Consider the following 21123-nt stretch of genomic DNA (forward strand, 5'->3'; position numbering starts at 1 on the left):
AAAAAATCTTTATTGCGCCGCAAACATCTCGCGGCAAGTATCTAACATTCTATTTGCGTAACCCCATTCGTTGTCACACCAGACCAGTACTTTTACCAGCTTATTATGGCTGACCCGAGTTTGTGTACCGTCCAAAATGCAAGAATGTGGGTCGTGATTAAAATCTATTGAAACCAAAGGCGCTTCGGTATAATCCAATACCCCTTTGAGTTTTCCTGCTGCCGCTTCTTTGACGACTTTATTCACATCATTAATACGAACTTCTTTTTCCATCGCTAAGCTCAATACCAGTGCGGTCACGTTAACCGTTGGCACGCGCACTGAAATTGCTTCAAAACGGCCTTGGAATTTTGGCAATATTCGTTCAATACCTGCGGCTAATCGCGTATCGACCGGAATAATAGACTGACTCGCAGCTCTGGTACGCCGTAAATCTTCATGAAATGAGTCTATGACAGGTTGATCATTCATTGAAGAGTGGATCGTGGTAACAGTGCCACTTTCTATACCATATGCTTTGTCTAGGATATCAATTACAGGTACACAGCCATTGGTTGTACAGGATGCGGCCGATACGATGCGATCACGTGCACGTAAAGTATCATGATTCACCCCATATACGATTGTTGCATCCATATTAGTATCACCCGGATGTGACAACAATACTTTTTTGGCACCTTGACGTATATGAACAAACGCATCTTCAAAGCCTTGCACTTTACCAGTACACTCAAAGACGACATCAACGCCCATATTATCCCAAGGTAAATGGGCCAGACTTGATTCTTGCAATAAATGAATCCACTGGTCGGCAATTTTTAAGCGACCATTTTGTAAATTCACTTCTGTTTTAAAGCGGCCATGTGAAGTGTCATATTTGAGCAGGTGCAGAACAGCTTCTGGGCTGGCTAATTCATTAATAGCAACAACTTTAAACTCGTCCTGTAGGCCATATTCGTATATCGCGCGAACGACACTACGACCAATACGCCCAAAACCATTTATAGCAATGCGAATTATAATTGAATCTCCATGAGCAAAAAAGGCAGACCTAAGTCTGCCTTTTATTAAACACTAGTGCTAGTGATTAGCCTAATTTTTTCACTGTATCTACAACATTTTCAACTGTGAAGCCGAAGTGTTTGAACAAGTCACCACCCGGTGCAGATTCACCAAATGTTGTCATACATACAAAACCACCATTCATGCCAACATACTTATACCAGTAATCAGCATGTGCAGCTTCAATTGCAACACGTTTAGTAACCGCAGCCGGTAGTACAGACTCTTTATATTCTGCAGATTGTGCATCGAAGGTATCTGTAGAAGGCATAGAAACGACGCGAGTTTTAATACCTTGTTCAGTCAATGCTTTTGCAGAATCAACAGCCAATGAAACTTCAGAGCCTGTTGCGATTAAAATAGCATCAGGTGTACCGTCAGTATCAACTAATACATAACCACCTTTTTGAATATTTGCTACTTGCTCTGCATTACGCTCTAACGCAGGTAAACCTTGACGGCTGAATACCAATGCTGTCGGTGCGTTTTGACGCTCAACTGCAACTTTCCATGCGGTTGCTGATTCAGTTGCATCCGCAGGGCGCCAAGTTGACATATTAGGTGTCATACGTAAGTTAGCAACTTGCTCTACTGGTTGGTGAGTTGGACCATCTTCACCCTGACCAATTGAATCGTGCGTATAGACAAAAATATTCTGAATACCCATTAACGCAGACATACGAACCGCATTACGTGCGTATTCCATAAACATCATGAAAGTAGCACCGTAGTTAATAAAACCACCGTGTAAAGAAATACCGTTCATAATGCCAGACATACCGAACTCACGTACACCATAGTGGATGTAGTTACCGGCAGGATCGTCTTGAATGCCTTTAGAACCAGACCATAAAGTTAGGTTAGAACCGGCTAAGTCAGCTGAACCACCTAACAATTCTGGTAATATTTTACCAAATGCTTCAATCGTATTTTGTGAAGCTTTACGTGAAGCAATTTTATCACCTTTAGCTTGAGTTTCAGCAATGAAAGCTTCTGCTTTAGCAGCAAACTCTGCAGGTAATTCACCTTTAATCACACGGCGCTCATATTCAGCTGCTAATTCTGGGTATGCTGCTTTGTAAGCTTCAAATTTAGCATTCCAAGCTGCTTCTTTTGCATTACCGGTTTCTTTAGCATCCCATCCTGCATAGACTTCTGAAGGGATTTCAAAAGGCGCATGTGGCCAGCTTAAGAATTCACGTGCTGCTGCGATTTCTTCGTCACCTAATGGTGCACCGTGACAGTCATGGCTACCTGATTTATTTGGAGACCCTAAACCAATGATTGTTTTACAACAAATCATAGTCGGTTTATCAGTCACAGATTGTGCTTCTTTGATTGCCGCTGAAATAGCTTCAGGATCATGTCCGTCAACACCAGCGATTACATGCCAGCCATATGATTCAAAGCGCTTAGGTGTATCATCCGTAAACCAACCTTCAACATGACCATCGATAGAAATACCGTTGTCATCCCAAAATGCGATTAACTTACCTAACCCTAAAGTACCCGCTAAAGAACATGCTTCGTGAGAGATACCTTCCATCAAACAGCCATCACCTAAGAAACAATAGGTGTAATGGTCTACGATGTCATGGCCTTCACGGTTAAATTGTGCAGCCAAGGTTTTTTCTGCAATTGCAAAACCAACTGCATTTGAAATACCAGCGCCTAAAGGACCCGTCGTTGTTTCAACACCGTCTGTGTAACCATATTCAGGGTGACCTGGCGTTTGCGAGTGTAATTGGCGGAATTGCTTTAATTGCTCAATTGGCAGATTGTAACCTGACAAATGCAATAATGAATAAATCAACATAGAGCCATGACCGTTTGATAAAATGAAACGATCGCGGTCAGACCACTTTGTGTTGTTTGGATTGTGGTTCAGAAAATCACACCACAATACTTGGGCAATATCTGCCATACCCATAGGGGCGCCTGGGTGACCTGACTTAGCTTTTTGTACTGCATCCATACTTAGTACACGAATAGCGTTAGCAAGTTCTTTGCGTGACGGCATTTTGACTCCTTAAGATAACCTTAAATATGTATTTGAGCATCGAATTAATAGATGTACCAGAAAATGTGCGGGTGGATTACCACTGGTACAATAAAACCGGCGGGTATTTTCTACCAGCACTGTAACAAGTGCAAATTTTTATCACTTATAGCCAGCATATTAAATTATAAATGTGACATACGGGCTAAAAATATCGACTTTTCAGCTTAATGAGCAAATTTTGTATTCGCAGAATCAAAAACATGAATAATGACTCTGGAATAACACTATTTTAAAGCTGTAAAAAGAAGCGCACCAAATAGTAATACTTTATAACAAGTCAAATACATGCGCAACTGCTAAACTAGACTGTGCTTTTGGATGTTTAGACGTCTAGACGTAAAGACTTGCAAATTTAAAAAATCCGTCTAAACTTAGCCAACATTTTCGCTGTGGCGAATAATCAGACAATTTTTTATTAGGAGTCAGTAAAATGGCAAAACACGTTTTTACCTCTGAGTCAGTTTCAGAAGGTCATCCGGATAAAATTGCGGATCAAATTTCTGATGCTGTATTAGATGCTATTTTAGAGCAAGACCCACACGCCCGTGTGGCGTGCGAAACGTATGTTAAAACAGGGATGGTGATGGTTGGGGGTGAAATCACAACCAGCGCTTGGGTTGATATTGAAGACTTAACACGTAAAACCGTACGTGAAATAGGTTACACCCACTCAGATATGGGTTTTGATGCTGACTCTTGTGCCATTTTAAATACCATTGGTAAACAGTCTCCTGATATTAATCAAGGTGTTGACCGAGCTCGCCCAGAAGAACAAGGTGCCGGCGACCAGGGTTTAATGTTTGGTTATGCAAGCAACGAAACGGAAGTATTAATGCCTGCGCCTATTACTTACGCGCACCGTTTGGTTAAACGCCAAGCACAAGTTCGTAAAAACGGAACGCTTCCTTGGTTACGCCCTGATGCAAAAAGCCAGGTCACTTTTGCCTATGAAAATGGCAGACCGGTTGGTGTTGATGCGGTTGTATTGTCAACGCAACATTGCGATAGCATATCAACTGAAGCACTGCGTGAAGCGGTGATGGAAGAAATCATTAAGCCGATATTGCCAGCTGAATGGTTAAACAAAGAAACCAAATATTTTATCAATCCAACCGGTCGTTTCGTGATTGGTGGGCCTATGGGTGACTGTGGTTTAACGGGTCGTAAGATTATTGTTGATACTTACGGCGGTATGGCACGTCACGGTGGTGGTGCATTTTCGGGTAAAGATCCATCAAAAGTTGACCGCAGCGCAGCATACGCGGGCCGTTATGTTGCCAAAAACATTGTTGCCGCTGGCTTAGCTGACCGCTGCGAAATTCAGGTTTCTTATGCAATTGGTGTGGCTGAGCCAACTTCCATCAGTATCGAAACTTTTGGCACAGGCAAAGTAGAAGAAGCACGTTTGGTTGAACTGGCCCGTGAGCATTTTGATTTACGCCCTTATGGTTTAATTAAAATGTTAGATCTAGAGCGCCCAATTTATCAAGCAACTGCGGCTTACGGTCACTTTGGACGAGAAGAGTTTCCATGGGAAGCAACAGATAAAGCCGCTGCATTAAAAGACGCAGCCGGTCTGTAATGAGTATGGTTTGTTTTTGGCGAGCATCGCTTAGTATTTAAAAGCCCGTGCTGCTGATAACACCACTTACCACACAAAAAGGTGCGTTTTTACGCGCCTTTTTTAGTGTCTGCTGGTTGAGCGCTGTCGAGAGCCGATAAATTTGCCAAAAGCGGCAAATAATTGCCACCTGCCCTTCCCAAAAACGCCATTTTGGTTAATAATTAAACATTATTTAGATTTATGTCCAATGAGGTTTGTATGGATATTAGTTCAGCGCTCAACACCAGTTTATATGGCTTGCAAAAAAGCAGTCAGGGCATTACGCAGAACTCAGCTGACATCGCCAGCAAGAGTTTGCCTGAACAAACTCCGGCACAAACATCAGGACAAGCGCCCGCACAACAAAATTCGCAGGCAAACCAGGTAGAACCTAAAACCAGCATAACAGATGATTTAACGGGCCTACTAGAAAACAGAAATCTGGCCAGTGCAAACATCAAAGCACTGGAAACCGAGAATGAGGTGTTGGGGAGTTTGATTGACATTAAAGTGTAATCAGACAACTAAAAGTTAAAACCATGAATATAGTGACGCAGTTTCCAATCAACTTAAACTTGAACTTTGCCAACCCGCAAACCGAAGCGGCGCGCAAAGAGGCGCTGTCACGTGAACTGATTACACAAACCGGTGAAACAGAGCAACAAGCGAATGAATCAGGAGTCGGTTCTGAGCGCGAACGGGCTCAAGCTCGAGGCCTGCAACAACCACTGACTTACGAATTTCCCCGTCAGGAAATAGAACATAAAGAAAATAAAGGCGAACAGCAAAACGATGCTGATAATGCTGGCGAACAAGATACAGCTGATGATAATACTGGTGATAATGCTGATGACAACGCTGAACAAAATAGCAGTAACCAACAGCAAGATGCGCAAAATCAGCAACCTAGCGAGCAAGAACAAAAAGAAATAGACGAATTACAAGCACGTGATCGTGAAGTTAAAACGCATGAACAAGCGCATGCATCAATTGGTGGCCAGTACGCCAGTGCACCCAGCTACGAATACGAACAAGGACCGGATGGCAAAAAATATGCTGTTGGGGGAGAAGTGCAAATAGATGTTTCGGTTGTTAACGGCGACCCGCAAGCAACAATACGGAAAATGGAGCAAGTAAAACGGGCTGCACTTGCGCCAGCAGAGCCGTCATCTGCAGATAGAAACGTCGCGAATGAAGCTTCGCAAAAAGCACAAGAAGCACGTGTCGAACTACAAAAAGAAAATATTGAAAGTATATCGTCTAGTGCAACAATTACTTCAGCAAATGTCGCAGACATCTTCAATCCAGCCAACCCGGAAATCCAAGGGGCTAATGGCGCTGTGCCCAATGTAGAAGCAAAACAAACTTTATCAATGAATGCTAAAATTGACGAATATACACAAAGCATCTCAGCACGGGATGAGTCTGTAAACGCGCGAGCGCTACGCATTCAGAAATTTTACAATACCACCAGTGTTCCCAGCGGGAATCAATTTACCCGCTACGCCTGAAGAAATTCAATCTTGTGATAAACTGTAAAGAGTATTTTCCACTTTTGGACAGTTTATATGCCACTAAATTCCAGCGTAAACGCTTTTTACGCCGTCATGTTTACGCTTTTCTCCGCGACCTGCTTTAGCCAGCAAAAAATCAATTCTGCGAACACCAGCAGTTATCAAAAATGTAGCCAAATTACGCAAAACGAAGCGCGCTTACAATGTTTCGATACACATCATTCAACTGTAAAAACACAAAAAAAATCACTGCAACGTGAACGCCGCGATATAGAAGCACAGGCACAAAACTCGCCTTTTATTATTCAGTCTTATCGCCCTAGCTACTTTTTACCGCTCAGTTACAATCCAAACCAAAACGATATTGACCCAAATATATTGTTTAATAGTCCGAAAAAAAACTTGGACATCTCGGAAACCGAAGTTAAATTTCAAATCAGCTTTAAGCTTCCAATATTGAATTCTCTTTTTACCCCGCGTGACCAAATAAGCATCAACTATACCCAACTTTCATTTTGGCAGTTGTACAACAACCGAGCGTCAAAACCATTTCGAGAAAACAATTACGAGCCTGAAATCATGTACCAACTAGATTTTGACGACAAAGAATCGCCTAGCCTATTGGGTTTACCATTGGATTCAGTTGGTGTGGCTTTTAATCACCAGTCTAATGGCCGCTCAAATCATTTCTCACTTGGCTGGAATAGAATCGTCTTTAACGCCACTTTCAGTGATCACAACTGGTTGGTCGCATTTCGTCCCTGGATACGCTTACCAGGCGACCGACTCAATATTCATGACAGCAGAACCAGTTATTACATGGGCTATTTTGACCTATCTGCCGCCTATAAACTTGGCAAGCATACCTTGTCCGGCAAAGTCAGAAATAATCTTAGAGCAAAAGAAAATAAAGGCTATCTTGAAATGAACTGGAGTTTTCCGCTACCTGCGTCTCAACTCAAAGGGTTTGTGCAATATAGCACAGGCTACGGTGAGTCATTGATAGACTACAATCACAAGGTGAACCGTATTAGCCTGGGCTTTTTATTAGCGGACTGGTTTTAAGCGATACCATACTCTTGACGGTAGGCTTCAACTTTCGACAATTCGGTTTCGCTGCCGGGTTGTTGCGCCAAATATTCAATTAAATCGGTAAGCTGAATAATTGAAATAACCTGCGTATTAAAATCTCGCTCAACTTCTTGAATTGCTGACAACTCAGCTTTGCCACGCTCTTGACGATCTAAAGCAATCAAAACGCCTTTCAGGTTTGCACCTTGCGCCTGAATAATTTGCATCGACTCGCGAATCGCTGTGCCAGCGGTGATCACATCATCGACTAGCATTATGTCGCCGATCAGATCGGAACCGACTAAAGTCCCCCCTTCGCCGTGATCTTTTTTCTCTTTACGATTAAAACAATAAGGCACGTCTTTTTCGTAATGATCCGCCAGCGCGATGCTGGTTGCTGACGCAATTGGGATCCCTTTATAAGCGGGGCCAAACAACACGTCAAACTCAACACCGCTTTGCGCTAACGCAGCTGCATAAAAGCGACCTAACTTAGCTAAATCTCCACCGGTTTTAAACAGTCCTGCATTAAAGAAATAAGGACTGGTACGACCGGATTTCAGGGTAAATTCACCAAATTTAAGGACACCGCGAGACAAAGCAAATTCAATAAAGTCTTTTTTATAATCTTGCATCGTCAGTTCCCTTATTAAGCTAGAGCGGCTTTTTGAATATCAAAGATTTCTTTGGTGGCCAAGCGCGCGTATTCCAACATTTCCTGCATCTCGTCAAAGCTATAAGGTTCACCCTCTGCTGTGCCTTGCACTTCGATAAGTTTGCCATTTTCAGACATCACAACATTCATGTCAGTTTCAGCGACTGAGTCTTCAAGATATTCTAAATCAGCGATAACTTGCCCTTTATATACGCCCACTGAAATCGCCGCAATCATGTATTTAAGCGGGTTTGTTTTTAAAATGCCTTTGCTGCGCATATGTGATAATGCATCGACGAGTGCCACACAAGCACCGGTAATAGATGCGGTACGCGTGCCGCCATCGGCCTGAATAACATCACAATCTAATGTAATGGTGTTTTCACCCAATGCTTTTAAATCAACCGCGGCTCGTAATGCACGACCAATCAAACGTTGAATTTCAAGTGTTCGGCCACCTTGTTTGCCACGCGCAGCTTCTCGATCACATCGGGTATGTGTAGAACGAGGCAACATGCCATATTCGGCCGTTATCCAACCTTCACCTTTGCCCTTCATAAAACGAGGCACCCCTTCTGTTACAGAGGCTGTACAGAGTACTTTAGTATCGCCGAATTCAATTAATACTGACCCTTCGGCATGCATGGTAAAATTACGGGTAATTGTGATAGGACGGATTTGACTCGCAGTTCGGCCACTTGGACGCATGGAATTCTCCTGTAATGCACTAATTTAGGCCGACATTATACCCAAATTAACCGAAGATGCATGAGTGCTAAACAATTTGATTTAGATTTACCAGGAATCTGCGGCTTTTGCATCGCTTGCTTTGGCTTCAACCCAGTGTGTGCCCTGTTCTGTTTCTTCTTTTTTCCAAAATGGCGCGGTTGTTTTAAGTTTATCCATAATAAACTGCGCACCTTCAAAAGCATCTTGTCGATGTTGACTTGTGACGCCAACAAATACAATTTGCTCACCTAATGGCAAACGCCCAACACGGTGCACCACTGAGACCCGGCTTAATGGCCAACGAGCCTTAGCTGTATCGACAATTTCAACGAGTGTTTTGTTAGTCATTGCAGGATAATGTTCTAATGTCAGTGCTTTGATGTTTGCGTTCTGATTAAAATCACGCACCATACCGACAAAAAAAACGATAGCACCATCTTTCTGATTATCATCAATTAATTTTTGATATTCATCTGCAATATTGAAATCTTCTGTTTGTACCCTAATCATATAGACCGCCACTTAACTGTAATACTAAAGCCTTATAAGTATAACCTATTCATCAGGCTTTATTTTATTCCGTTGATGACGAAGAGAATTTTATTTTTGTTTTAAATATCACAAGTTACAGTAACAGTCGTTTGACTAATAACGCTTTGCCTATATGATGCGCGGCATTACTTCTTGAAAAAGGAAATCAATATGAATATTAAATATACAGCATTAGCAGTCACTTCATTATTAGCGAGTTTTAGCTTATCAGCCGACCAATTAACCGCTGATTTAAGCAATGATGCATTTAAAGTTGAAATCACCTCCGAAAGACTGATCCCAGATGTCCGTTTGTCTTTGTCTGGTTTGGGCACAGATGATGATGTAAATGTCTTTGCTGCGACCGCTGTCATGGCTGGCCCCGTGCAGCAATATAAAGAGATCAATGCGGGTTTAGGTGCACGTTTATATTATGCGGATGCGTACGATAACAACATGCAGGCTTTTGCTTTAGGTGGCTTTGCGCAATACAATATTCCAACAGCGAAAGAAGTTTCGTTAATTGGTGAGTTTTTCTATGCACCGGGTATTACTTCAAGTGACGATATAGACTATCAAACTGACTTAAACGTGCGTGTAAATTATCAATTATTACCAAATGGTGCTGTCTACGCAGGCTACCGTTATTTACAAACCAATATTGAAGACTCTAGAAATTTAATCTTAGACAAAGGTATCCACCTGGGGTTTGAATTTAGTTTCTAGTTAAATTATTTAGCAGGAGAGAAGGTGCATGCAATATTCTAAACTGGGCTCAAGTGAACTGTCGGTATCAAGAGTATGCTTAGGCTCAATGACTTGGGGTACACAGAACAACCAATCAGATGCGGATCAACAAATCGCGTATGCACTTGAGCAAGGTATCAACTTTATTGATACCGCCGAAATGTATGCCGTTCCACCGACTGCCGATACGTATGGCTCTACCGAAACCATTATTGGTAATTGGCTGGCAAACAATCAGCAAAAGCGCGACAAGATTATTCTGGCCAGTAAAATAGCTGGCACCGGCTTGTCTTACATTCGAGGTGGTGCTGATATTTCTGGCGAAACGGTAACTCAGGCAATTGATGCGTCGTTAAAGCGCTTGCAAACCGATTATATTGATTTGTATCAATTGCATTGGCCAAACCGCACCTCTCCTCATTTTGGTAAACACCACCCCGGCACTATCCGTTTTAGTGATGCTGACGCAGAGCAAGAGCGTGCTGGCATGTTAGACATTCTGCAAGCACTGGATAAAGCCATTAAACAAGGTAAGATCCGCCACTTTGGTTTGTCTGACGATACGCCTTGGGGTATTAACGAATATATTAAACTGAGTAAAGAGCACAATCTGGCGCGCGTAACCTCAATTCAGAATGAGTTTAGTTTGCTGCACACTAAAGATTGGCCTTATTTAATCGAAAACTGTATTCATGAAGACGTTGCCTTTTTACCTTGGTCGCCACTTGCAGGCGGCGTGTTAACCGGTAAATATCTAAACGGCGCCCGACCTGAAGGCAGCCGTTGGTGTAAAGCTCAGCGCAATGGTTTATTTAGAGATACACAAACGACACATGAAGCGGTTGCACAATACCTAGAAATAGCAAAAGCCAATAATATAACTCCTGCGCAATTAGCGTTAGCTTGGTGCGATCAGGTGGATGGGGTAACTTCAACCATTATTGGTGCGACTTCTATGGCACAGCTAGCTGAAGATATTGCCGCTTTTGATATCAAGCTTTCTGCGCAAACACTGCAACAAATTAGTGACGTATTAAAAAATTATCCCGCGCCGTTTTAAAAAGCAACACCTCAAACAATTAGTTTAAAAATTCAAACTAAGGCGTTTAAAATCATTGCAGGTTTGAAGGTTTAGCCAACTAAGCTGCCAACCTGCAAGATCAATTAAACAGACGTCGAAGTAAAAACCGAGCTAAATAATCAACAGCCCCTAGCGATTTAGATAAATTTACGCGACAATCAAAATACAGCTGTCATAAATCTGAAACTCGGAATATTTTCTTAATATGCAAATCCCATTGCCCGAACTAACCTCTTTAGACAATATTTTACCAACAGAACCTTTACTCATGATGGGCGCAGGTCCTGTACCTATCCCTGAACGCGTAGCAAAAGCAAATTCAATCGTCATCAATCACCTCGGTGATACCATGGCGAAGATTATCGAACAAGTTAAACAAATGTCGCGGTATGTGTTTCAAACTCAATCTAAATGGATCATGGGGGTTGCAGGCCCGGGCTCTGCCGCAATGGAAATGGCGATCACCAATTTAATTTGGCAAAACACTAAAGTTTTAAGTATCAGTAATGGCTTTTTCAGCAGCCGATTGGCAGAAATGGCACGTCGGGTAGGCGCGGATGTTGTGGTTTATCAGGTAGAACAGCAACAAACAGCCGACTTAGAAAGCATTAAATCTTATATTGAAACGCATAAACCGGAAGTCATCACCTTGGTTCAAGGGGAAACGTCTAATACCGTTTGTAATAAAAACTTACGTGAAATTGCAGAACTTGCAAGTCAGTATCAGTGCTACGTGATTGTAGATGCTGTTTGTACACTTAGTACCATGCCACTGCAAATGGACGAGTGGAAAATTGACGCTGTTATAACCGGCGGCCAAAAAGGACTCTCTTCAATACCGGGTGTTTCACTGATCGCATTTTCTGAGCGTGCCTATCAGCGTATTCACAGCCGACCAAATGATTGTCCACAGTGGTGTCTGGATGCGCGTTTGGCAGAAAAATTCTGGCATCAAAGCTCTTACCACTACACGGCTCCTGTATCGGGCATTTTAGCCATTCACGAAGCATTAGCGCTTATCTGTAAAGAAACCTTAGAAAACCGCTTTGCCCGTCATTTAAGATGTTCATTGGCGTTACAAAGAGGGATTGAAGCGCTGGGTTTGAAACTATTTGTACCGGCACAAGCCCGACTCAATTCGGTTATTGGCATACAGGTGCCAAATGGCATAGCGCAAAATGCATTATGCCAACATATTTCAAACCGATACCGAGTCGAAATAGCCGGTTCTTTTGGCTTAGACATTGTTAGAATTGGACAAATGGGCGAACAAAGCCGTGCTCATCATTTATTTAGAACCTTGCATGCTTTTGGGTGTGCGATCCGCGATCTCGGTGGCAATGTTGACTTACCGACCGGCATGGCAGAATTAGAGCGCGGTTTACAAAATAACTTGAGTGACGCTGAATAGCGTAAACCTAACTGAATAACGCAGTTTTAGGTGTCTCTGTTACTTATTGGTGAAATTCCAGCTCGTTGAGTTTTATTTCACCCTTTAAGTATTGCTCTAGTGCTTGAGTAGAAACTAAAAACAAGCAGTTTAAGCTGTTTGGATCATTCGGTATATAGCGGTTTTTTAGTGCAACCTTTCGATGATAAAAACGTTTTAAGGGTACCAATTCCCCTTGCGCATATTTGACCAAACGGTAATTATATTCCGTTTTAACGGCTTCCTGCGCTCTGCTCGCTGGAGTCGCCCCCAATTGAAGTGCCCAGTATTTCCAACGAGAGCCATGCCCCCTTTCACCATGTTTATGAAAAGCAATGGCGTGCGCGAATTCGTGTTTTAACGTGTCTAGCTGCATCTCTATACCATTGTGTTGCAGCACGTGTTCGGATATACGAATAATTTTGTCGCGATAATGACAACTGCCAAGCTGGCGTTTGGTTTGACTAAATTTTAATTGGTAAGCGGATAATTCAGGCAGGTGTTTTGAATGTTGTGTTTGAAGTTGTGTGAAAAAAGATACAATCTGCGCTTTTTTTTCTGTCAAATTTTGCATGTTCAAATTGAATAACGGCCTGCAAAACAACAGGCCGCACTATCATTAACCCTGTTGCTGCTGTAAACGGAATAAAGTTTCCATTTGCTGCATAGAAGTTAAAATTGCATAGGCAACTGGCAAATAACCACGCTTACGCATTTCTAAAAATGCTTCATCAGACAATTCGTTAAATTTAGTTTCATCAAAGGCGTAAAAACTACCAATATTTACACGCTCACCATCTGGTTTTGTATAACCCACAGTGCGCGGAACTAATAGTTCCTTTTCAGCGACAAAAGCAACAAATCCACGGCTCGCCGCTTCACGCTCTAAAAATGAATTCATGAACTCTTTAACTTGAGTTAATACTTCACCTTCAGAACCGTCTTCATTGAATAATGCTTCACCTTCATCTGTGTTGAACATTTCTGCTTCTTCATCTAAACAGACAACCATATTGCCATCGTCGCCATTGACAGACGCAGCAGCAAACGGGTAACGGCGAATTGAAGCAGGAACATAGTTAGCAGACCATTTACCATCTTGAATCATTAGGTTTTCTTCTTTTTTCAAACCTAATAGTGCTAACGGATGAAATTCACCATTTTCTTCATTTTTGTGGAAGATAATTGGAAAACTGGATGATGCTTGCGGGAATTCATGGGCAAGTAAAGGTGCTACATGCACATTTTTAGCAAAGTTATAATTCGGTGCTCGCTTAAGCTTAATGTCTTTGTGTTGGCTTGAGTTAATAGGAACCAATTTCTTGAACATCTGGGTTCTCCGGTATTTATAATATCTTTCAGTTAGTGTCTCAGCTTTAAGCTCAACCGACCAGCAATTGAGTCAAAAGTAGCTTCTAAGATATGCATTCGGGAATTTAAATCAAGCATAAAATAAATAAAAAGTTAAATTAGGGTAAATGAACGCAGTTTTTTTGTTCATTCGTATGTTTTTTAGCTTTTGTCAGTTTAAAAAACACCCATCCTCACAGACAGCTTGTTAAAATACTTGTAAAAAAAGCGTATAGTGCACAACTGATACATTAGCAGTCGAATACAATAAAACACCATGGCTCAACTATTAACCTGCCCTTTTGATCAAAAACCCTTGACTCAACACAACAACAGTCTGCAGTGTGATGCCGGACATACCTTTGACATAGCCAAACAAGGTTACGTAAACCTATTGCCCGTGCAAAACAAGCGCTCTAAACAACCCGGTGATGACAAGTTAATGGTTAATGCGCGCCGTGAATTTTTACAATCTGGTGCATATCAATTTATCAGCCAAGCTTTGAATGAACAGATATTAAAAATGATATCTGATATGCCATCTGATCAACAGGCAATCAATATCTTGGATGCTGGATGCGGAGAAGGGTATTACCTTCGTCAACTACAAAAATGTTTGCATCAGCACAATATTAAAGCCAATTTTTATGCATCAGATATTTCCAAAGACGCTATTTTAAGTGCCGCCAAACAGGATAAACACGCATGTTATTTTGTCGCATCAAATAAAGCCCTGCCCATTCAAAACGAGCGCTTAAGCCATATCTTATGTCTGTTTGGCTTCCCAACTTTTGCATGTTTCGCCGATAAATTAGCACCCGATGGGTATATATTTTTGCTTGAAAGTGCTGAAAAGCATTTAATTGAATTACGTGAGCTGATTTATCCGCAAATAGCGCCTTTTAAACTCAATCATTACCCACAAGCACAAGCTGCAGGTTTACAATGGGTCGCAGAAACCACACATACTCAGCAAGTTATGTTAAACGCACAGCAAATTGCTCAATTGATGTATATGACACCACATGGACACAGAGCCAGTGTTGAAAAAAAATCACTTATCGAAAAATTGGACAGTTTAGATATCACCATTGATATACGCATACGTATACTGCAAAAATGCGGCAACAAAGAATAATATGATAGCCAAACCGAGTGCGCCACAAACTGAAGAAGAACTGATGCAACGCGCACAGAGTATCGCGGGTTTAAACTTGCAGCAACTCGCGCAGCTTGCCAATGTTCCCGTACCGGATAACTTGCAGCGAGATAAAGGTTGGACCGGTCAATTATTAGAATGGCACCTTGGCGCGACAGCCGGTTCAAAACCTGTACCGGATTTTGAACTCTTAGGCATAGAGCTCAAAACAATACCAGTCAACCGTGCCGGCGAACCACTAGAGACCACCTATATTTGTGTTGCCCCACTTACCGGTTGCGCCGGACAAACATGGCCAGACAGCCCTGTTAGGATTAAATTAAATCGTGTTTTGTGGGTGCCTATCTTGGCGGAGCGCAGTATTGCAGTTGCGCAGCGTATCATAGGGTTCCCGATTTTGTGGTCTCCGACAGTGCAAGAAGATCTTGCATTGCAAGCAGACTGGGAAGAACTAATGGATATGATTGTATTAGGTCAGGTTGACCAGATAACCGCGCGAACCGGTGAATTTTTACAAATCCGACCCAAAGCGGCCAATAGTAAGGTGCGTACTCAAGGTATCGGTGCACACGGGCAGCCAATTGAAACCTTACCCCGTGGGTTTTACTTAAAAAAGAATTTCACCCGCAAGATATTAACCGACTCTGCTTTGTTAACCTGAACCATCTATTTATTTAATTAGATTTATTAATATATGCATCCACGTCGAACCAAAGGCGAGCGTCGTCTGTGGGCGTTTCCGGTGTCAGGTAACGATTTGGAACCTTCAACACGGTACGATTATGCAATTTGCTACGCTCTAACCCTTCTTTAATCAGAGGGTGGCTGTAAAAGTATTCATCAAACTGCCCGTCTTCAACCGCTTTTAATAAACCATCATAAATATCACGGTATAGTTGCTGATTACTTTTGTTAACAAAGATATAGGCGGGTAACGGATAAATCACCATCAAGTGCTCTTCAACTGTGATGTCTAACTCTGGATGCGCTTGCATTTCAGCCCAAGGCGAATAAACACTGCGCGGCAAATAATCAAATCGCCCCCCTTCTAACATGTAAAACAAGTTTTGATATTTATTTGTGCCGACTAAGGTTAAACCTGCATCTTGCAGAATCTGAGCATCTGTCCAGCTTGCCACCTGTCCAGCTTTTAATTGCGCCAACTGCGATAATGTCGCGACCCGGTCAAATTTAGCCTGCTCGCCTTTTCTAATCAGAAAGATTCGGTGTCCCAGCAAACCTTTAAAAAGCGGTACGCGCACAGGTAGAAACTTGTCTTCATATTCTTTCGACGTACCCACCCAAGCGACATCGATTTTGCCTTGCTCTAAATCACTCAATAATTTGTTTTGTGTTAAATACTCACTAGACTCTTGAAAGGAATAACGTTTTGAGCTGTACGACAAAGCCAGTTTTAACAAAGCAAGCTGGTATGATTCTTTAGCTGATTTAATGTTGTTGTGCCTAACCACTTCAACAGAAAAAGCGCTTTTAGCAACGAGAGACAACAATATTAGTAATATTAGTGCTATTGCTGGTAATCGAAAATTAACTTTATAACTTAGCATAGACTCGCCTTAAACCTGACAACTGACAATGAGATCTGTTTGTAAGGTTAATATCCGAACAACAAAGTGTCAAACAATTATGTAAAACAACATCAAAATATTTTACATAAACGGTATGACAATAATGTACAATTTCACTATTACTGTTGCTCTAATCTGAGGTTTAGTCGGCGCATACTGAGCTTGTTAAGTTCACCAACTTCCTGTGCACTCAGTTTATTTTCTTTAAAGTAAATCTTTGCTTCATGTTTAGCAATTAGGCCGTGGCGCTGCAGCAATTTATAACGTGAATATGCAATGCCTTTTGCCAGAATATCTGCCATTGGAGACATCTCCCGACTGTCGCCCTGCGCATACTCCATCATGGGGGCTGCAAGATTCATTCGTTTAAGTTCAAAACGCCTGACCAATTCAGCACTAAGCCTTGCGGTGTGTTGCATCATCAAATCCCGTAAACTACGGCCATCGGGCTCTAAATCAACTAATGCCTCATGTTCTTCTTTTAAACGTCTGCCTCGCGCGACTTCCAATTGCTCTTTCCATATGGTTTCAAAGGTACGCAAATACAAACGAACCAAGGCTGACTTTCCTAATTCGTGAAAAACGCCCGTTGCGAACGCAGTGGCTGGGTCTTGACCGTGAATTTGCGCTAACTTTCGACAGGCAATACCTGCACCTAAGCCGGTTTCCCAAAGTTTTCGTTTCATTAAACGAAAAGGCTCTGTTGAGTATGGGATCCATTTGCGTAGCGCAAAACTGGGGATCACCAATTTAAGGTTATCTACCCCTATATATCCAAGCGCGGTTCGTGCTTTATCGACCCGCACCGGTTTACCTTGACTGACTTTACGATATACCGGCAGATTAACAAATTGAATTAAATCGCTTTCCAACCAAGCTAAGTTATTAACCAAAGGCTCTAAACGCGCAACAGAAGCTGCACGCACTGCTAATATATCTAAAATCGCGGGTATAGAATCTTGTATTGCCAATGTTTTATTAAATATGGTTTCAATATCCTGCAATTGTGTTGCAACCGCTTCTGAAACCAGCAGATTGATTTCATCTGCTTTTTTTTGTTTGTTCGATTGACGCGACTGAAGATCAGCTTCACGCTGATTTTTTGCAGCTTGCTCAACATCCAGCAGTTGACGTTGTTCTTGCTCTGAGAACAAATCACCCATGGCTTCTAAATTTAAGCCATTGTGTTGTTTTGCAAAATCATAGCTGATTAGCAAATCATGAAATCGAGTGTTTATTAAGTTGGAGTAGCGCGTATCTGCCATTACTTGTTATTCATCCTTACGGAAACTACGAAAACAGTTTAGACCAGTCGGCAAAGCTGTACAAATTTTGTGTATTTGAGGATAGCTAACTATACGACTGAATGATAGCCATTTACTTTTAAACTAAGAAAGTTTTTCAATATTAAATGACCATACTCTGACAAAACAGATTCAGGGTGAAACTGCACGCCAACGATTGGCATCCTAGTATGATAAAACGCCATCAATACTTTTTCATTCGCTTCGTTACACCATGCACTGGCTTGCAGCTCTGCCGGTAAAGATTGCATGTCAACCACTAACGAATGGTAACGTGTTACTAGAAAGTCTCTGCTAATGGTGGCAAATAAGCCTTGCCCATCATGCTCAACTAAAGATGTTTTACCATGCATTACGGTCGGTGCATTAACCACTTTCCCGCCAAACACTTGTGCGATACATTGATGACCTAAACAAACACCTAATATCGGTTTTTTGCCGGCGAAATGGCGAATAACCGCCATTGAAATGCCCGATTCTTTGGGCGAGCATGGACCTGGTGAAATGCAGATATGACTTGGATTTAAATTTTCAATTTCGTCGATGCTTATTGCGTCGTTGCGAACAACTTTGACTTTAATCCCCAGCTCGATAAAGTAATGCGCTAAATTAAAGGTAAATGAATCGTAATTATCTATAATGAGTAGCACTTAGCGATTACCTCAGTGAGTTTTTGGATTTTTATCAGATATAACTCGAACTAATTATCCAAGCTGGCGCATTCTACAAATAAAACACCAACCCTTCAACAATTAGAGCAGGTTAACCTTTTCCCACTTTTATCGCTAGTAAATACACAAACACCGGCAGCAGCCGGTGTTTTAAGAGATTATTCAGTCTCTTGAAGAGGTGAGCAATTAGTCCGCGCTGTGATTAGTGCGCATCTTCACTTTTGTACAGCGCGTTGGCTTTTAGATTGGTAAAACGCACTGTTTCACCATTTCGCCAGCGAATGGTCGCTTCTTTGATTGTCTCTGCTTGTGCCAAACCAAAGTGGACGATATCGAGTAAACTTTGAGAATGAACTGCACCCGCTGAGCCTACGCGTTGTTGATATGTTTTACCCGTGGCCGTTTTTATGCAGATCACAGCTGAATAGGGATCGATATTCTCTTTGGGGCTATAACCGACATCAAACAATATGTAGTTTCCAGCAGTTGAGGTTTTATTCTGATATAAATACCAAGGCCCTTCTTCTTCACTGCCGTTGAGCATATCTATCAAACCGTCTTTATCAAAATCAAATGCTTGTCCCATGTCGCCATGACCCGGATCAGTTGCTTCAGCTGCGCCATGCGAAGTTAAGGTCTCAAAATAACCTTTACCTGTGTTTAATAACATTAGGTCAGCCACGCGTTCTTTTAGATATCCATAACGATAGACAAACAAATCTTGCCAACCATCGTTATTAAAATCAGCGCGTGTTACACCCCAGTTATTGCCGCCTAGCGGAATATTCCATTGTTTTGTACCGTCGATAAATTTATCACCTTGGTTTATTAGCAAGATATCCTGTACGTTGCGGTTGTTTGGAGCCCAATCGTAACTAACATCATTTAACCCGGTTAAAGAAAAAGTGACTGTCCAGTAGATATTCCGATCCCGAACCCACTCTGCACGCCACTGGCCATTGCCTATATGACCAATATACAAACCATTCACTTTACGTTCTTCGGGCCAGCCTTGTGCATCACTTGGTGCAATATCCAACTCACTGGCGGTAGTTTTCATCTCTTCTGGTAACTGACTAGGCTGAAAACCTTTCGCTTTAACAATTTTGCGGGTTTTGTTTTCACCTAAAAAGATTGCGAAACCATCATTGTACTGGCGATAAGTCAGTTCCATATGGGATAAATTAATTGCACCATCGGCTGTAAATTCAACGGCGGTTTCGCCTTTTTCACCATCATCACGAATATCCAGACGTTTTAATTCAGGGTTAAAGTCAATCGACTTTCTAGATAGCTGATAATGCGTGCGACTACCGGCTATATATAAATCGGTTAAGCCGTCATTGTTGACATCGATATCGGCTGCCGCGTTAAAACCACTGCGACCTTGGAGTTGTTTAGGCAATTTATCTGCTGTTACATCCGTAAAGGTGAAATCACCATTGCCCTGCCATAATGTAATGGGTGAAAATACAATGATATCGTCGATGTTATCTTGATTAAAATCAGTCACTAACAATCGCTCACCCGCAGCATGTTCAATACCCGCGATTTGTTTTTGAGTGAAAGTGCCGTCACCGTTATTTTTATAAAATAATTGTCTGGGTCCATCATATTTTGGGGTTTTTGCATTAAATAAGGCAACATCTAAATCCCCGTCTAAATCCAAATCAATCCAACGAGGTGAACGACCGCGTGCTGGCGTTAAAATGCCAGCTTCAGCAGATGCATTCGTAAACTTACCCTGAGTATTTTTAAGCAATATATAAGATGTTGGGTTAGTGCCATTGGCCCCACCTTGTGCAACCATAATATCCAGATCGCCATCGTTATCATAATCACCAACCGATGAACCGTGAAAATCTAAGGCCCAGCCAAATAAGCGTTCAATCTCGACGCTACCGTCACCATTGTTGGTCACCAATTGAGTTGGCACATGATTATGGTTGTTCAATACAAAATCATAATCACCATCGTTGTCGATATCGCCAATGGATGGCCCACCGTATTTATAAGTGATCTCAGTTTCAAAACCGACTTGTTTTGAGATGTTGTTAAATGCCGGTACCAACAGATCATGAACGGGTTCAAGTTTAATTGAATGAAGGGTAATATCGGCAGAGCGTCTGACAAATTTTAATGGCTGTTCACCTAACGATTTAAAATCAACCAAAACATCCAAGGTATGTTTGCCTTTTGCTGGAATGTTCAGGTTGTCTGCAATTAGACGATCACCGCTGTAAACACTGATATTGGCATAACTTTTTTCGATAGAAACGTCCATCGTAAGGCGCTGAATAACACTGCCTGCGACTGAATGTGTTGTTTGGTAAGTTTTGTCATTGGTTAGCACAACCGGTTTATTTATCAGTGAAACAGCTTGTGCTAATTGATTATGGCCAAGATTGCTGGCAGGATTATGCGCATTACTGACGCCGTTATCATTGCTCACACAGCCAGCTAAACTACCAAAAACAACTGCAGAGGCTATCGCGTAGCGCATTGCAGATACTTTTCTTTTCATATTCATAGATATTCTCACCAAATACTGCTTATCTCATTTAGC

At 41.9% G+C, this 21123-nt stretch carries 20 protein-coding genes; 9 read left to right on the top strand and 11 right to left on the bottom strand.

Going from position 1 to position 21123, the window contains the following annotated elements; genetic code table 11:
• Positions 1–9: 9 nt before the first annotated feature.
• Positions 10–1020: an erythrose-4-phosphate dehydrogenase gene (epd, locus tag FNT16_RS02660; RefSeq protein ID WP_185976737.1), complete on the bottom strand. Its 1011-nt coding sequence runs from the start codon at positions 1018–1020 to the stop codon at positions 10–12.
• A gap of 67 nt (positions 1021–1087) precedes the next feature.
• Entirely contained in the window at positions 1088–3082 is a 1995-nt protein-coding gene (gene tkt / locus FNT16_RS02665; RefSeq protein WP_143870104.1) for a transketolase, read from the bottom strand.
• 472 nt (positions 3083–3554) lie between these two features.
• Here tkt and metK point away from each other — a divergent pair, with 472 nt between their 5' ends.
• The 4 genes from metK to FNT16_RS02685 all read left to right on the top strand — a co-directional run bounded on the left by metK (position 3555) and on the right by FNT16_RS02685 (position 7306).
• Positions 3555–4706, top strand: a complete 1152-nt coding sequence (gene metK / locus FNT16_RS02670) for a methionine adenosyltransferase (protein WP_143870105.1) — start codon at positions 3555–3557, stop codon at positions 4704–4706.
• 240 nt (positions 4707–4946) lie between these two features.
• Positions 4947–5243: a hypothetical protein gene (locus tag FNT16_RS02675; protein ID WP_143870106.1), complete on the top strand. Its 297-nt coding sequence runs from the start codon at positions 4947–4949 to the stop codon at positions 5241–5243.
• 23 nt (positions 5244–5266) lie between these two features.
• On the top strand, positions 5267–6238 hold the full coding sequence (locus FNT16_RS02680; protein ID WP_143870107.1) for a putative metalloprotease CJM1_0395 family protein: 972 nt from the start codon (positions 5267–5269) through the stop codon (positions 6236–6238).
• A gap of 57 nt (positions 6239–6295) precedes the next feature.
• Positions 6296–7306 (top strand): phospholipase A, encoded by a 1011-nt coding sequence (locus tag FNT16_RS02685; protein ID WP_143870108.1) that lies wholly within the window; start codon positions 6296–6298, stop codon positions 7304–7306.
• On the opposite strand, the gene pyrE is transcribed toward FNT16_RS02685, so the two are convergent.
• The 3 genes from pyrE to moaE all read right to left on the bottom strand — a co-directional run bounded on the left by pyrE (position 7303) and on the right by moaE (position 9206).
• Positions 7303–7947, bottom strand: a complete 645-nt coding sequence (pyrE, locus tag FNT16_RS02690) for an orotate phosphoribosyltransferase (protein WP_143870109.1) — start codon at positions 7945–7947, stop codon at positions 7303–7305. The two genes, FNT16_RS02685 and pyrE, sit on opposite strands and share 4 nt — an antisense overlap.
• Before the next feature lie 14 nt (positions 7948–7961).
• Positions 7962–8675: a ribonuclease PH gene (gene rph, locus FNT16_RS02695; RefSeq protein ID WP_143870110.1), complete on the bottom strand. Its 714-nt coding sequence runs from the start codon at positions 8673–8675 to the stop codon at positions 7962–7964.
• 87 nt (positions 8676–8762) lie between these two features.
• Positions 8763–9206, bottom strand: a complete 444-nt coding sequence (moaE, locus tag FNT16_RS02700) for a molybdopterin synthase catalytic subunit MoaE (RefSeq protein ID WP_143870111.1) — start codon at positions 9204–9206, stop codon at positions 8763–8765.
• A 192-nt stretch (positions 9207–9398) separates the two neighbouring features.
• Between moaE and FNT16_RS02705 the strand changes: the two genes are divergently transcribed.
• The 3 genes from FNT16_RS02705 to FNT16_RS02715 all read left to right on the top strand — a co-directional run bounded on the left by FNT16_RS02705 (position 9399) and on the right by FNT16_RS02715 (position 12466).
• Positions 9399–9953: a YfaZ family outer membrane protein gene (locus FNT16_RS02705; protein ID WP_246072315.1), complete on the top strand. Its 555-nt coding sequence runs from the start codon at positions 9399–9401 to the stop codon at positions 9951–9953.
• A gap of 28 nt (positions 9954–9981) precedes the next feature.
• Positions 9982–11034 (top strand): aldo/keto reductase, encoded by a 1053-nt coding sequence (locus FNT16_RS02710; RefSeq protein ID WP_143870112.1) that lies wholly within the window; start codon positions 9982–9984, stop codon positions 11032–11034.
• 226 nt (positions 11035–11260) lie between these two features.
• A complete protein-coding gene (locus FNT16_RS02715; RefSeq protein WP_143870113.1) occupies positions 11261–12466 on the top strand; it encodes a pyridoxal-phosphate-dependent aminotransferase family protein in 1206 nt (401 codons plus the stop codon).
• Positions 12467–12509: 43 nt separating this feature from the next.
• Here FNT16_RS02715 and FNT16_RS02720 read toward each other — a convergent pair whose 3' ends face one another.
• Complete coding sequence (locus FNT16_RS02720; RefSeq protein ID WP_143870114.1) at positions 12510–13058, bottom strand: SprT-like domain-containing protein; 549 nt, start codon at positions 13056–13058, stop codon at positions 12510–12512.
• Between the two features lie 45 nt (positions 13059–13103).
• A complete protein-coding gene (locus FNT16_RS02725) occupies positions 13104–13814 on the bottom strand; it encodes a SapC family protein (protein WP_143870115.1) in 711 nt (236 codons plus the stop codon).
• Between the two features lie 297 nt (positions 13815–14111).
• On the opposite strand from FNT16_RS02725, the gene FNT16_RS02730 reads away from it, so the two are divergent.
• The gene (locus tag FNT16_RS02730) at positions 14112–14972 is read left to right on the top strand and encodes a putative RNA methyltransferase (protein ID WP_143870116.1); all 861 of its coding nucleotides are present in this window, start codon (positions 14112–14114) and stop codon (positions 14970–14972) included.
• A 1-nt stretch (position 14973) separates the two neighbouring features.
• Positions 14974–15654, top strand: a complete 681-nt coding sequence (mutH, locus tag FNT16_RS02735; RefSeq protein ID WP_143870117.1) for a DNA mismatch repair endonuclease MutH — start codon at positions 14974–14976, stop codon at positions 15652–15654.
• Positions 15655–15667: 13 nt separating this feature from the next.
• Here the strand turns inward: mutH and FNT16_RS02740 are convergent, their stop codons facing one another.
• The 4 genes from FNT16_RS02740 to FNT16_RS02755 all read right to left on the bottom strand — a co-directional run bounded on the left by FNT16_RS02740 (position 15668) and on the right by FNT16_RS02755 (position 21087).
• Positions 15668–16561, bottom strand: a complete 894-nt coding sequence (locus FNT16_RS02740; protein WP_143870118.1) for a type 2 periplasmic-binding domain-containing protein — start codon at positions 16559–16561, stop codon at positions 15668–15670.
• Between the two features lie 140 nt (positions 16562–16701).
• Complete coding sequence (locus FNT16_RS02745; protein ID WP_143870119.1) at positions 16702–17847, bottom strand: HDOD domain-containing protein; 1146 nt, start codon at positions 17845–17847, stop codon at positions 16702–16704.
• A gap of 89 nt (positions 17848–17936) precedes the next feature.
• Positions 17937–18536, bottom strand: a complete 600-nt coding sequence (locus FNT16_RS02750) for an anthranilate synthase component II (RefSeq protein WP_143870120.1) — start codon at positions 18534–18536, stop codon at positions 17937–17939.
• Between the two features lie 223 nt (positions 18537–18759).
• Positions 18760–21087: a CRTAC1 family protein gene (locus FNT16_RS02755; protein WP_246072317.1), complete on the bottom strand. Its 2328-nt coding sequence runs from the start codon at positions 21085–21087 to the stop codon at positions 18760–18762.
• Between the last annotated feature and the right edge of the window lie 36 nt (positions 21088–21123).

Source organism: Catenovulum sediminis (assembly GCF_007289895.1).
Classification (GTDB): Bacteria; Pseudomonadota; Gammaproteobacteria; order Enterobacterales; family Alteromonadaceae; genus Catenovulum; species Catenovulum sediminis.

What these genes read in the sequence shown, in the direction of transcription:
- FNT16_RS02680 (WP_143870107.1), top strand. Translation starts at nt 5,267, where the DNA reads ATGAATATAGTGACGCAGTTTCCAATCAACTTAAACTTGAACTTTGCC.
- moaE (WP_143870111.1), bottom strand. Translation starts at nt 9,206, where the DNA reads ATGATTAGGGTACAAACAGAAGATTTCAATATTGCAGATGAATATCAA.
- FNT16_RS02675 (WP_143870106.1), top strand. Translation starts at nt 4,947, where the DNA reads ATGGATATTAGTTCAGCGCTCAACACCAGTTTATATGGCTTGCAAAAA.
- FNT16_RS02710 (WP_143870112.1), top strand. Translation starts at nt 9,982, where the DNA reads ATGCAATATTCTAAACTGGGCTCAAGTGAACTGTCGGTATCAAGAGTA.
- FNT16_RS02755 (WP_246072317.1), bottom strand. Translation starts at nt 21,087, where the DNA reads ATGAATATGAAAAGAAAAGTATCTGCAATGCGCTACGCGATAGCCTCT.
- rph (WP_143870110.1), bottom strand. Translation starts at nt 8,675, where the DNA reads ATGCGTCCAAGTGGCCGAACTGCGAGTCAAATCCGTCCTATCACAATT.
- tkt (WP_143870104.1), bottom strand. Translation starts at nt 3,082, where the DNA reads ATGCCGTCACGCAAAGAACTTGCTAACGCTATTCGTGTACTAAGTATG.
- FNT16_RS02705 (WP_246072315.1), top strand. Translation starts at nt 9,399, where the DNA reads ATGAATATTAAATATACAGCATTAGCAGTCACTTCATTATTAGCGAGT.
- pyrE (WP_143870109.1), bottom strand. Translation starts at nt 7,947, where the DNA reads ATGCAAGATTATAAAAAAGACTTTATTGAATTTGCTTTGTCTCGCGGT.
- FNT16_RS02745 (WP_143870119.1), bottom strand. Translation starts at nt 17,847, where the DNA reads ATGGCAGATACGCGCTACTCCAACTTAATAAACACTCGATTTCATGAT.
- FNT16_RS02730 (WP_143870116.1), top strand. Translation starts at nt 14,112, where the DNA reads ATGGCTCAACTATTAACCTGCCCTTTTGATCAAAAACCCTTGACTCAA.
- FNT16_RS02715 (WP_143870113.1), top strand. Translation starts at nt 11,261, where the DNA reads ATGCAAATCCCATTGCCCGAACTAACCTCTTTAGACAATATTTTACCA.
- FNT16_RS02740 (WP_143870118.1), bottom strand. Translation starts at nt 16,561, where the DNA reads ATGCTAAGTTATAAAGTTAATTTTCGATTACCAGCAATAGCACTAATA.
- FNT16_RS02685 (WP_143870108.1), top strand. Translation starts at nt 6,296, where the DNA reads ATGCCACTAAATTCCAGCGTAAACGCTTTTTACGCCGTCATGTTTACG.
- FNT16_RS02720 (WP_143870114.1), bottom strand. Translation starts at nt 13,058, where the DNA reads ATGCAAAATTTGACAGAAAAAAAAGCGCAGATTGTATCTTTTTTCACA.
- metK (WP_143870105.1), top strand. Translation starts at nt 3,555, where the DNA reads ATGGCAAAACACGTTTTTACCTCTGAGTCAGTTTCAGAAGGTCATCCG.
- mutH (WP_143870117.1), top strand. Translation starts at nt 14,974, where the DNA reads ATGATAGCCAAACCGAGTGCGCCACAAACTGAAGAAGAACTGATGCAA.
- FNT16_RS02725 (WP_143870115.1), bottom strand. Translation starts at nt 13,814, where the DNA reads ATGTTCAAGAAATTGGTTCCTATTAACTCAAGCCAACACAAAGACATT.